The organism is Lawsonibacter hominis (genome assembly GCF_014287895.1).
Taxonomy (GTDB): domain Bacteria; phylum Bacillota; class Clostridia; order Oscillospirales; family Oscillospiraceae; genus Lawsonibacter_A; species Lawsonibacter_A hominis.
Genome location: NZ_JACOPP010000013.1, coordinates 38,951 through 50,311, shown reverse-complemented (window position 1 = coordinate 50,311; position 11,361 = coordinate 38,951). Strand labels below are relative to the sequence as shown.

The following is an 11,361-nucleotide window of genomic DNA, read 5'->3' as shown; positions in this document are numbered from 1 at the left end:
GTCAGCCCTCCTCTGCGCAGTGGGCCTCATAGGCCCCGGCATCCAGCAGCGCTTCGGTATCGGTGACGGACTCCACCTGGATGAACCAGGCGCCGTAGGGATCGGCGTTCACCTGGGCGGGGTCGTCCAGCAGGGCGTCGTTGACCGCCTTTACCACGCCGGTGACGGGGGAAATGACGTCAGAGACGGCTTTGACGGACTCCACGTCCCCAAAGGCCTCCCCGGCGGTGACCGCGTCCCCCGCCTGGGGCAGGTTGACGAAGACGATGTCCCCCAGAGAATCCTGGGCAAAATCGGTGAGGCCTACGGTACAGACCCCGTCTTCCTCCTTCAGCCACTCGTGGCTCTTGGCATAGCGCAGCTCGGTGGGAATGTTCATAAGAATGACCTCCTGATGATAATATCGGGTTGGAATACATACCGTATTGGGATCACGCTCGTTGGTAAAACGGGGTTTTGACGACCTCGGCCTCTACCCGGCGGCCCCGTACGTCCACCTGGACCTTGGTGCCCGGTTCCTGGAAGGCCGCATCCACCAGGGCCATGGCCACGGCGTGGCCCAGATAGGGACAGTGGGTGCCGGAGGTGACCAGGCCGATCTGCCGGTCGCCGCCGTACACCGGGCACTGCTCCCGCGCAATGCCGCGGCCGGTCATCCGCAGGCCTACCCGGCGGCGGGACACGGGGCGGGCGGCCTGCAGGGCGGCTTTTCCGATGAAGTCCGGCTTATCCAGCTTCACAAAGATACCGAGCCCTGCCTCGTAGGGGTTGATCTCCGGGGAGAGCTCGTGGCCGTAGAGGGGCATGGCCGCCTCCAGCCGCAGGGTGTCCCGGGCGCCCAGACCACAGGGGATCAGGCCGTAGTCCGCGCCTGCCGAAAGCAGTTTATCCCACAGCAGGGGAGCGTCGCCGGGGGCGCAGTAGAGCTCGAAGCCGTCCTCCCCGGTATAGCCGGTACGGGAGATGAGACAGGGGATGCCATCCACCGCGCCCTGAAGCACGGCCGAGTAATTTTTCTCCGGAAGCTCCCCGGCAAGAGGGCGCAGGATCGCCTGCGCGCGGGGGCCCTGGAGGGCCAGCTGGGCGATGGAGTCGGAGCGGTCCTCCATCGTACACGCCCCGGTAAGATGGGCGGCGACCCAGGCGGCGTCCTTGTCCTTGTTGGCGGCGTTGACCACGATGAGGTAGGCCGTATCGGTGCATTTGTAGACGATCAGGTCGTCCACCACGCCGCCGTTTTCGTAGCACATGGGGGAATAGCGGGCCTGACCGGCGTACATGCCGGTAAAGTCGTTGGTCATCAGGCGGTTCACGTTTGCCAGAGCGTCCGCGCCCCGGAGCACCAGCTCTCCCATATGGGATACGTCGAACAGTCCGCAGGCCTGGCGTACCGCCATATGCTCGGCAATCACGCCGGAATACTGCACCGGCAGCAGCCAGCCCGCGAAGGGCACGATCTTGCCGAGCGCCGTTACATGGCGGTCGTAGAGCGGGGTCTTTTTTTCCATCGGTTGCTCCTCCTTCGTCGTTCCGTGCCGCCGCATGCGGCGGCACGGAACGCTGTTTTGGACGCAAAAAAGCGCATGGCAAATAAGCCATGCGCCTCTGTCCCATAACCTGAAAGTTTTCCCCCAAGCGGTGCGGTACCTGCCGGAAATCAGGCGCCATACGCTGGGATTGCCTCTTCGGCGCGGAGCGGAACTCCGCTTTCCAGAGCTTCGTCGGGGGCCGATCCTGATGCCTGAGAGATCACTGCGCTTCCCCTTCGGCGGCGAATCAAATCGCACTCTCCCGGCCCCGTCATCCGACCATATTTTGTTATACCCACAGTATATGTGCCTGCAGCGGAAAAGTCAACCGCTATTTTTCCCCGGCACGGCGGCCGGCGCAACGGCATAGTATGGGACGGCGGAACCAGCGGTCCGTCAAGAAATGCCGCGCCAGGCGCGGCCACCACCAAGCGAAAGGAGCTTTTTGCCTCTTATGAATATTTATCGGCCCAACGACAGTGGGGACAACGGCTGCTGCTGCTGTTGCTGTTGTACGCAGTTCTGTCCTGTGCCGGGCCCCACGGGCCCCACCGGCCCCACCGGCCCCACCGGCCCCACTGGCCGCACGGGCCCCACCGGTCCCACGGGCCCCACGGGCCCCACGGGCCCCACCGGCCCCACCGGCCCCACCGGCCCCACGGGCCCCACCGGCCCCACCGGCCCCACGGGCCTCACCGGCCCCACGGGCCCCACCGGTCCCACGGGTCCCACCGGCCCCACGGGCCCCACCGGTCCCACGGGTCCCACCGGCCCCACGGGCCCTACCGGCCCCACTGGCCCAACGGGTCCGACCGGCCCGACGGGCACCTGTACCTGCGCGTGCCGCTCCAGAGGAGAGATGGCCGTAAATGGCGGCATGGAGGCCTTTACGGGCAGCGTCCCGACCGGCTGGACGGCAAATGACGACAGCCTGGTGTCCAGAGTCGGCCTGCAGGGACGGGTGCACTCCGGAAATTGGGCGGTCAACCTGGCGGATGAGGCTGTCCTTTTCCAGGAGATAGCTGTGGAGGCCGGATGCTTCCATCAGCTGTCCTTCTTCGCAAGGGGAGAGGGCAGCCAGGTAGGCGTCACGGCCAGAGTACTCTATCTGAACGCCCAAGACCAGCCCACCCAGGCCCTGCTGATCCAGGTGCGGCAGCAGGATATGGTCAACAGCAACCGGGTGTTCGCCCACTATCAGGGGATCACGTCCGCCGCACCGGCGGGAACGGTCCGGGCGAGGATCGAATTTACCGTGACCGCGGAGGGCGGACAGAGCATGGACCTCGACGACGTGTCCTTCTCCGTGGCCTGAGGCGATACGGAGGAACGGCGGCCCGGGTAAACCGGGCCGCCGTTGTACCGAGAGGAAAGGAGTCTGTGTATGCCGAGCATCAGTTTGTGTATGATCGTAAAAAATGAGGAACGCAACCTGCCCCGCTGCCTGGATTCCGTGCAGGATCTGGTGGACGAGATCGTCATCGTGGATACCGGCAGCAGCGACGCCACCAGGGCGGCAGCCCTGCGCTATACGCACCGGGTATACGACTTCACCTGGCGGGACGACTTTGCCGCTGCCCGCAATTTTGCCTTTGACCAGGGGACGATGGACTATCTGATGTGGCTGGACGCCGACGACGTGCTGGAGGAGGCCGACCGGGAGCGCTTCCGCCGGGAAAAGGCGGGTCTGGACCCGGCGGTAGATGTGGTGATGATGCCCTATCACACGGCCTTTGACGGCACAGGCGCGCCCGCCTTTACCTGTGAGCGGGAGCGCCTTGTCCGCCGGGAAGCGGGCCTGCGGTGGGAGGGAGAGGTTCACGAGGTCATCGCCCCCACAGGACGGGTGGCCCACTGGACGGCGGCGGTGAGCCACCGCAAGACCGGCCCCGGCGATCCGGACCGGAACCTGCGTATCTATGAGGGACTGTTAGCGGCGGGGAAGGCGCTCTCGCCCAGGGCGCGGTTTTACTATGCGCGGGAACTGTCCGCCCACGGCCGGGAGGAGGAAGCCGCCGCCCAACTGGAGCTGTTTTTATCGGATGGCCGCGGCTGGGTGGAAAACGCGCTTCAGGCATGCCTGGATCTGGCGGGCTGCTATGAGCGGCTGGGGCGGGAGGAAGACGCCTTTTCCGCCCTGGTCCGGGGCCTGTGGTACGGGCCGCCCAGGCCGGAAGCATGCTGTGAACTGGGACGTTTTTTCTTCCGAAGGGAGGACTGGCTCAGCGCCGCCTACTGGTACGGACGGGCGCTGGACGCCCCGGACTGGGGGGAGCCCGGCGGCTTTAAACAGCCCGGCTGCCGGGACTATATCCCGCTGCTGCAGCTGTGCGTGTGCCACTACCACCTGGGGGATCGGGCGCTGGCGGCGGAATACAATGAGCGGGCGGGGGCGGTCCAGCCCGACAGTGCCGCCGTAGCCTTTAACCGGGGGTTCTTCGCCGGGGTATAAGCAAATGCGCTCCGCCCATGGGCGGAGCGCACAGGACAGCGCCCAAAGCGGCGAAGCCGCTGTTTCGGGAAAGCTGCGGCCCGCTGCGCGCACTTACGGTCCGGACGGGCCGCTTTACGACGTACACGCCGCCCGAAAAAAGGGGCAAACGGTATTCCGCCGCTCCGGCAGGGGGGAGCTGTCCGGGCGGGAGGCGGCCCGCTGCGCGCACCCGGTCAGTCGGCCGCCAAAAAGGCCTCGGCCCCATAGCGCAGGCAGCGCTGGAGCCTGCGCTCCCCCCGCTTGATGGTGCGGGAGACGGTGGACTTGTCCACCCCCAGCCGGGTCCCGATCTGACGCATGTTCAGCTGCTCGCCGTAATAGAGCAGCAGCATCTCCCGCTGGCGGGGCGTCACATCCTCCCGCAGGGCCCGCAGCAGATTGCGCTTGACCCGGCTCATCTGGGCGGAATTGTCGGACGCCATGGCCCGGGCGTAGACCGCCATATCGGCGGCGTAGGCGCCGCCCTTTCTATAGCGTGTATCTGGCATTGCGCCGGTACCCCCTGTCATAGTAATGTTCGCACAGGACGGCCAGGTCCCTGGTCTCCCGCCACATGATGCCCAGCGTGCGGATGCGGTCTGTGAGCATCAGACGCTCCGCTTCGTCCCGGCTCTGCTCCAGCTGCTGCTCCAGCAGGGCCGTGCGCTCCCGCAGGGCCGCGGCGCTGGCGCGGTAGTCCACCGATAATTCCAATAAAGTCATGGCTTTTGTGTATCCTCCTGTTGTTCCTCGTTCCCGTTTGGCCGCCGGCACTGGGGACAGCGTCCCGCTTCCTCCCCATAGAGCTCCGCCCCGCAGACCGGGCAGCGGCCGCACGGCGGCAGGCGCTGCATGTCCCGCAGCGGATCCGTCCAGACCGTTGGCCGAAGCAAAGTACCCTCCTCTAAATTTCTGTCAAAAAGCGCGCAAGTTTTCCTTGACAAGATACCTCCCATCTGTTAAACTAACATCTGCTGTGGACGAGCTGGTATGCTGGTGTAGCTCAGTTGGTAGAGCAGCTGATTTGTAATCAGCAGGTCGGGGGTTCGAGTCCGTCCACCAGCTCCACAAGTTCATATGGAGGAGTTCCCGAGTGGCCAAAGGGGGCAGACTGTAAATCTGTTGCGATAGCTTCGGTGGTTCGAATCCACCCTCCTCCACCAAAATGTCTCGCCAACCGGCGGGGCATTTTTTATGCCCTGACATCTCCGAATGGTGATAAAAGCACAAAAAAGAAATGCGCTACGCCAAATATAGAACTTACGTTCGATTACGGGAGTATAATAACACCGTTCGGAGATATTTGTCAATGAAATTTTTGAAATTTATATTGCAAATGGTGATAAAACGTGATAGGATGGTCCCAAAAATGGGACAAGAGGGGGAGCGTCCATGGAGCTGGAGAGCACCTTCGGCGCCCGGCTGCGGGAGCTGATGGAGGAGCGGGGCGATACCTATGAGCAGCTGGGAGAACGGCTGCATATGACGCCCCAGACCTTGAACCGCTATGTGCTGGGCCGGCGGGAGCCCAAGGTGAGCACCGCCACGGCCATCGCCATGACGCTGGGCGTGGACCCCCTGTGGCTTCAGGGCTACAGCGTGCCCCGGCGGCGGGGAGCGCCGGAGGAGGCCGCTTGGGGAACGCGGGAGCACACGATCCCCATCCTGGGCGTCATCCGTGCGGGCGCCCCGATCCTGGCGGTGGAGGACATCGAGGGTTATGCCGCCGCCGATGTGGCCCAGCCGGAGGAGTATTTCTATCTGCGGGTCACGGGAGACAGCATGATCAACGCCGGTATCCGCGACGGAGACCTGGTGCTGCTGCGGCGGCAGGAGAGCGCGGAAAACGGCCAGATCGTGGCCTGCCTGCTGGACGGAGCGGACGCCACGCTCAAGCGTCTGCGGGTGCAGAGGGATATGGCCATCCTCCAGCCGGAGAATCCCGCCTATGAGCCCCGGATCATCCCCCTCCGCGATTTTGGCACCGGAGCGGCCCGTATTGTGGGCGTGGCCGTCCGGTTGGTGCGCGATCTGTAATCAACGCGGCCCCGGGCCTTTTGCCCGGGGCCGCGTTGATTTTTACAGGGAAAAATCCTCGTCCCGCAGCCGGCTGAAATCTGGGGCGGCCGGAACGGGAGGCACCCGCTTGAGCGGGTCATATCGGAAGCTGCGGCAGTGTTCACCGGGGGAGACCAATCCCCGCTTGGGGCAGAGAATCTTCTCTTCATCCAGCCGGGTGCCGCGGCTGCAATAGGTGCAGCGGGGCTCGATGTCCTTTTGAAACAGCATGGCGCGCCCTCCCTTTCGTTCAAGAGGATTATAACACAGGCCGGCGCCGCTTGCCAAGGCCTTTTCGCGCGGCGGCGCAGGCCACAAACAGGAAAAAGAGGAAGAGGACCCAGGCGCATACGGTAGAGATGGTCAGGGCGGTGTGGAACTCCAGGGCGGCAATGCCGGCCACCTGTTCGGCCAGATAGTCGGAGACGGGGGCGCGGAGGGGAAACAGGCGCACCAGCCCGGAGACGAACAGGGCGGAGAGCCCGCCGTGGAGCAGCTTGCCGATCAGATAGGTCTTCACCGAAAGACCGCTGCCCCCAAGGAAGGAGAGCACCTGACAGTGCACGGAAAAGCCTGCCCACCCGAGCATAAAGGCCGCCATGGACATGCGTCCGGCCATGGTGCCGTCCCCAGACAGGGTCCATACGCCGGAAGAGATCTCGATAAGGCCGGTGAGCAGCCGCTCGGTCCAGGCCTGGGTCATGCCCAGAGGAGCCAGGACGCCCCCCAGCACACGGGCCAGCGCCGGAAGGAAACCGGAGAGAAAGAGCAGCTTGATGACTACGGTGAAGAAGACCACAAAGGCGCAGATGTTCAGGGTGGACCGAAAGGAATTCTGGATGGAGCCGGTAAAGGCCGCGGTAAAGCGCCGGGCCTCGAACCGGGGCTGGGGGCGCATCTCCCCGGCGGCGCTGCGGGGGCCCGCTTTATAGAAGCGGAAAAGCACGCCGATGCAGACCGAGGCGGCGGCATGAGCCAGATAGAGCAGCACGCCCACCCGGCTGCTGGCGAACACCCCGGCGCCCACCACGCCGAGGATGAAGGCGGGACCGGAGTTATTGCAGAAGGCGAGCAGCCGTTCGGCCTCCGTCTTGGTACACATCCCCGTCTCGTAGAGGCGGATGGCCGTTTTGGCCCCTACGGGATAGCCTCCGATGAAGCCCAGGGCAAAGGCGCAGGCGCAGGCGCCGCTGACGTTGAACACCGGGCGCATGATCCCCTCCAGCAGCCGCCCCAGATAGCCCGCCAGGCCCAGCTCCACCACCAGAGAGGAGAGAACGAAAAAGGGGAACAGGGAGGGAATGATGACGTTATAGCACAGCAGCAGCCCGTCTTTGGCGGCCTGTATGGCGTCGCTGGGATAGAGCAGCAGCGCCAGCGTGGCACACAGCAGGGCCGCGCCCAGCAGCACTTCCCGCACCCGCTGCCGGCAAAGCAGTCGGGACATGAGACTCACCTCCTTCACAAATGAGTATGTAAAGGGGAGGGAAAACTTGCCTGTCCGTCCGGGAGGGATTATAATCAAAGCGAGGAAACAAGCCGTGAGGAGGGATCGGAATGCAGCATGAGATCACCCGGCCCATCCCCCTGCTGGACGCGCAGGGGAACCTGACCGAGCCCGGCTGGGCCCGGCGGCTGCTGCCGGCGTACGACCGCAGCGCGGTCCGGGGCGGCAGGACCCGGCGGAAGGAATGGGACTACTATCTGGTGATGGGGGAGGGCTTTGCCCTGGCCCTGACCATCGCGGACAATTCCTATATGGGGCTGGACTCCATCTCTCTGCTGGATTTCCGCGAGGGTTGGCAGGTGACGAAAAGCCCCATGCGCGCCCTTCCCATGGGGCGCACCGGCCTGCCGGAAACCTCCGAGCGGGGGAATACGGTCAGCGTCGGGCGGGGGTATGGGCTCCTCTTCCAAAACGATGGGGAAACACGTACCCTCACCGCACATATGGACGCCTTCCGGGCGGGTGCGGCGCTGGACGCCCGCGTGGCGCTGACCCAGGCGCCGGAGGAGTCCATCGTTATCTGTACGCCCTTTGCCAAGCCGGGGCACTTCTACTACAACCAAAAGATCAACTGCATGCGGGCCTCCGGTACGGTGGCCCTGGGGAAGCGCGTCTATCGCTTCGACCCTTCCAACAGTTTTGGTACGCTGGACTGGGGCCGGGGGGTCTGGACCTATCACAATACCTGGTACTGGGGCTCTGCCTCCGGGCTGGCGGGCGGCGTGCCCTTCGGATTCAATATCGGGTATGGCTTTGGGGACACCTCCGCCGCCAGTGAAAACGCCCTGTTTTACAATGGCAGGCTCCACAAGCTCGCCCAAGCGGCCTTCCACATCCCGGACCGGGGCGGAAAGCCGGACTATCTGGCGCCCTGGAGCGTTACCAGCGACGACGGGCGCTTTGCGATGGACTTTCTCCCCGTGCTGGACCGCGCGGCCCGCACCGGCGCCCTGGTGATCCAATCCGACCAGCATCAGGTCTTCGGGGCCTTCACCGGGCGGGCGGTGCTGGACGACGGCACGGTGCTGGAGGTGCGGGATCTGATGGGATTTGCCGAGCGGGTGGAAAATCGCTGGTGAAAGGGCGGGCCCCCCGGGCCAACCGGCCCGGGGGGCGTTCGTCATACCTGAAAAATGTTCTGAAACAGAGCGTAATCCTGCTCCAGCCTGGGTAGTAATGGATAGGAACCCCGGTGAAGCACCCAGTCCACCACCACACCCCGGAAGTGGCGGAAGAAAAAATCCGCCGTCCACTCCACCGACTGCCCCGGCAGCAGGATGCCCTGAGCCTCGGCCTGGTGCAGGCAATCCAGCATGGCGCGCAGGGTGTAGCGGGTAGGGTCCATGGAGGAGGCGTCGTCCGGGCTGTCCAGACGGCGCTGGTAATAGCGGGCCACCAGCTCCCAGCCCAGAGCCTCAATAAAGGCGGCATAGCTGGACAGGATGCGCCAGAGCTGCTCCGGCGGCGCATCGGCCCCGTGCCCGGCCAGCGCCTGTTCCATGTAGAGGTCCAGCGGGGCAAAGCCCCGGGAGAGCAGGTCCTCCTTGGAACGGAAATGATGGTAAAAGGCCCCGGTAGTGATGCCGGAGCGCTGGCAGATGTCCCGGACGGAGACCTTGTCAAAACTGTGTTCCCGGGCAAGAGCCAAGGCGGCCTGCAAGATGGCCTGCTCCGTTCGGCGGGCCTGCTCTTTCCGCCGCTGACGATAGTCCATGTTTCTTTCCTCCCCTCCCCTTGACGCAGCCGCGGAAGACCGATATAATAACAGCATAACGGCGTTATGTGACGTCACTTCAATTATAGAGTAGGATGATTGTCTTGTCAAACCCCCACAAGATCGCACTGCTGACCGACTCTACCGCCGACCTGCCCCCCGCGATGCGTGCGGGAAAACCCATCTATGTGGTGCCACTGAAGATCCTGTGCGGCGACGGGGATTATTCCGACGGCGTGGACATTTTCGCCGGAGATATCTACGACCGGCTCCACCGGGGAGAAGTGCCCAGGACCTCGCTGCCGGAGGGCGGCGTGGTCAGCGATGCCTTTGACCAGATCCGCGCCGATGGGTACGAAAAGGTCGTCGCCCTCATGCTCTCCTCCGGATTGTCGGGTACCTATAATATGGTGCGCATACAGGGGGAACAGCGGGAGGACCTGGAGGTGGCGGTCTTCGACTCCAAGAGCGGCGCGCTGGGGATGGGCATCACGGTGCTCCAGCTCTGGGAGGAGATTCAGGCCGGGCTGGACTGGGAGACGCTGGTGAAGGTGCGGGCCCCCCACATCATCGCCAACACGTTTCCGTTCTTTTCTGTGGACACGCTGGAGTATCTGTACAAGGGAGGGCGCATCGGGAAGATCACCGCCATGGCGGGTGCCATGCTCAAGATCAAGCCCATCATCACCTTCTCCCAGGACGGGCAGCTCCAGAGCATCGCCAAAGTACGGGGACGGCGGCAGGTGCAGGACAAGATCATCGAGCTGATGCACAAGCACCTGAACGGGCGGAAGCGGCGGTATAACCTGGGCGTGGCCAACGGAGGCGCGCCGGAGGAGATGGCGGAGTTCTCCGCCCGCCTGCGCGCGGAATTTCCGGACTACGAGCATTGCTGGGAGGGCGCCCTGGACGCCACCCTGAGCGTCTACATCGGGGACGGCGTGTTGGGCGGCGGCATCCAGTTTCTCGACTGACCCGCCCGCGCAAAACGGAAAACAGGTGCAAGGAAGCGCCGCATACGCTTGCGGCGGAAACAAATCACGGACGGGAGCGCCAAAGCGGCGCTCCCGTCCGTTCTGTTTGCCGAAAACCCTTCACAGGGTTCGGCCGTGTTCCGCCGCGGCAGGTACGTGGCGAAGCCGCTTTTTCGACAGCCGCTACACAGGCTGCATCTCATGGAGATACAGCCCCGCCTGAAAGGCGGCGGTGGCGCCGTCGGCCGCGGCGGTGACCAGCTGGCGCAGCTGCTTGGAACGGGTATCCCCCGCGGCGAAGACCCCGGGCAGCGGCGTGCGGCAGTCGCAGCCGGCCTGGAGATAGCCGTATGCGTCCAGCTCCAGGGGCGGGGCGAAGGCCTCGTTGTCGGGGATGAGGCCCACGGCGGCAAACACACCGGAGACGGGGAGAATATGCGCCCCGCGGGGGCCCTCCAGACGCAGGGCGGACACCGACGCCTCCCCCTGGATCTCCAGCACGCGGGTATCCATGCAGCGGCGGATATTGGCCACATCCCGCACACTGTCCACCAGATGCGCGTCGCCCGTGAAGCGTTCCCGCCGGTGGATGAGATGGACCTTGGGACACAGGGCGGCCAGATAGAGGGCGTCCTCCAGCGCGGTGTTGCCGCCGCCTACCACGGCCACCTCCTTGCCCCGGAAAAAGTTTCCGTCGCAGGTGGCGCAATAGCTCACCCCCCGGCCCGCCAGCCGCTCCTCCCCGGGCACGCCCAGCTTCCGGCGCTTGACGCCGTTGGCGAGGATGACGCAGCGGGCCTCGTAGCGCCCGGCGGAAGTGGACACCCGGCGCAGCGCGCCTTCCGCCTCCAGCGCCGTGGCGGCCTCCAATCGGAGCTCGGCCCCCAGCGCCCTGGACTGCTCGTAGAGATTGGCGGCGAAGTCGCTGCCCGAGATATGGCGGGTGCCCGGCCAGTTTTCGATGTCGGGTGTGGCGGCCGCCTGACCGCCCAGAACTCCGCCCTCCAACAGCAGGGTGGAAAAGCCGGCCCGTTTGGCGTACAGTGCCGCCGTCAGGCCGGCCGGGCCGCCGCCCACGATAATGATGTCGTACATAACCTACTCCT

At 64.8% G+C, this 11,361-nt stretch carries 13 protein-coding genes, 2 tRNA genes and 1 riboswitch; of the genes, 7 read left to right on the top strand and 8 right to left on the bottom strand.

What is annotated here, in order from left to right; all coding sequences use genetic code 11:
• Position 1 precedes the first annotated feature (1 nt).
• Positions 2 to 379, bottom strand: coding sequence for a glycine cleavage system protein GcvH (gene gcvH / locus H8S57_RS10465; protein ID WP_186908030.1), 378 nt, complete (start codon positions 377 to 379; stop codon positions 2 to 4).
• Between the two features lie 52 nt (positions 380 to 431).
• Complete coding sequence (gene gcvT, locus H8S57_RS10460; protein ID WP_186908029.1) at positions 432 to 1,508, bottom strand: glycine cleavage system aminomethyltransferase GcvT; 1,077 nt, start codon at positions 1,506 to 1,508, stop codon at positions 432 to 434.
• Between the two features lie 211 nt (positions 1,509 to 1,719).
• Positions 1,720 to 1,804, bottom strand: a riboswitch (glycine riboswitch).
• A 179-nt stretch (positions 1,805 to 1,983) separates the two neighbouring features.
• On the opposite strand from gcvT, the gene H8S57_RS10455 reads away from it, so the two are divergent.
• Positions 1,984 to 2,844, top strand: coding sequence for a hypothetical protein (locus H8S57_RS10455; protein ID WP_186908028.1), 861 nt, complete (start codon positions 1,984 to 1,986; stop codon positions 2,842 to 2,844).
• A gap of 69 nt (positions 2,845 to 2,913) precedes the next feature.
• A complete protein-coding gene (locus H8S57_RS10450; RefSeq protein ID WP_186908027.1) occupies positions 2,914 to 3,981 on the top strand; it encodes a tetratricopeptide repeat-containing glycosyltransferase family 2 protein in 1,068 nt (355 codons plus the stop codon).
• A 215-nt stretch (positions 3,982 to 4,196) separates the two neighbouring features.
• On the opposite strand, the gene H8S57_RS10445 is transcribed toward H8S57_RS10450, so the two are convergent.
• Positions 4,197 to 4,511, bottom strand: a complete 315-nt coding sequence (locus H8S57_RS10445) for a sigma-70 family RNA polymerase sigma factor (RefSeq protein WP_243204784.1) — start codon at positions 4,509 to 4,511, stop codon at positions 4,197 to 4,199.
• Positions 4,492 to 4,725, bottom strand: coding sequence for a hypothetical protein (locus H8S57_RS10440; protein ID WP_186908026.1), 234 nt, complete (start codon positions 4,723 to 4,725; stop codon positions 4,492 to 4,494). The genes H8S57_RS10445 and H8S57_RS10440 overlap by 20 nt, the downstream gene beginning before the upstream one ends.
• 269 nt (positions 4,726 to 4,994) lie before the next feature.
• Between H8S57_RS10440 and H8S57_RS10435 the strand changes: the two genes are divergently transcribed.
• The 3 genes from H8S57_RS10435 to H8S57_RS10425 all read left to right on the top strand — a co-directional run bounded on the left by H8S57_RS10435 (position 4,995) and on the right by H8S57_RS10425 (position 6,039).
• Positions 4,995 to 5,070, top strand: a tRNA-Thr gene (locus tag H8S57_RS10435).
• An 11-nt stretch (positions 5,071 to 5,081) separates the two neighbouring features.
• A tRNA-Tyr gene (locus H8S57_RS10430) sits at positions 5,082 to 5,165 on the top strand.
• Between the two features lie 229 nt (positions 5,166 to 5,394).
• Entirely contained in the window at positions 5,395 to 6,039 is a 645-nt protein-coding gene (locus tag H8S57_RS10425; RefSeq protein WP_186908025.1) for a LexA family protein, read from the top strand.
• 42 nt (positions 6,040 to 6,081) lie between these two features.
• Here H8S57_RS10425 and H8S57_RS10420 read toward each other — a convergent pair whose 3' ends face one another.
• The gene (locus H8S57_RS10420) at positions 6,082 to 6,291 is read right to left on the bottom strand and encodes a hypothetical protein (RefSeq protein ID WP_186908024.1); all 210 of its coding nucleotides are present in this window, start codon (positions 6,289 to 6,291) and stop codon (positions 6,082 to 6,084) included.
• Between the two features lie 28 nt (positions 6,292 to 6,319).
• On the bottom strand, positions 6,320 to 7,507 hold the full coding sequence (locus tag H8S57_RS10415; RefSeq protein WP_186908023.1) for a nucleoside recognition domain-containing protein: 1,188 nt from the start codon (positions 7,505 to 7,507) through the stop codon (positions 6,320 to 6,322).
• Positions 7,508 to 7,617: 110 nt separating this feature from the next.
• Here H8S57_RS10415 and H8S57_RS10410 point away from each other — a divergent pair, with 110 nt between their 5' ends.
• Positions 7,618 to 8,646 carry a DUF2804 domain-containing protein gene (locus H8S57_RS10410; RefSeq protein WP_186908022.1) on the top strand — a complete coding sequence of 343 codons (1,029 nt, stop codon included), beginning with the start codon at positions 7,618 to 7,620 and terminating at the stop codon, positions 8,644 to 8,646.
• A 41-nt stretch (positions 8,647 to 8,687) separates the two neighbouring features.
• Here H8S57_RS10410 and H8S57_RS10405 read toward each other — a convergent pair whose 3' ends face one another.
• Positions 8,688 to 9,281, bottom strand: coding sequence for a TetR/AcrR family transcriptional regulator (locus H8S57_RS10405; protein ID WP_186908021.1), 594 nt, complete (start codon positions 9,279 to 9,281; stop codon positions 8,688 to 8,690).
• A gap of 95 nt (positions 9,282 to 9,376) precedes the next feature.
• On the opposite strand from H8S57_RS10405, the gene H8S57_RS10400 reads away from it, so the two are divergent.
• Positions 9,377 to 10,255: a DegV family protein gene (locus H8S57_RS10400; RefSeq protein WP_186908020.1), complete on the top strand. Its 879-nt coding sequence runs from the start codon at positions 9,377 to 9,379 to the stop codon at positions 10,253 to 10,255.
• 183 nt (positions 10,256 to 10,438) lie between these two features.
• Here H8S57_RS10400 and H8S57_RS10395 read toward each other — a convergent pair whose 3' ends face one another.
• Positions 10,439 to 11,350, bottom strand: a complete 912-nt coding sequence (locus tag H8S57_RS10395; protein ID WP_186908019.1) for an NAD(P)/FAD-dependent oxidoreductase — start codon at positions 11,348 to 11,350, stop codon at positions 10,439 to 10,441.
• Between the last annotated feature and the right edge of the window lie 11 nt (positions 11,351 to 11,361).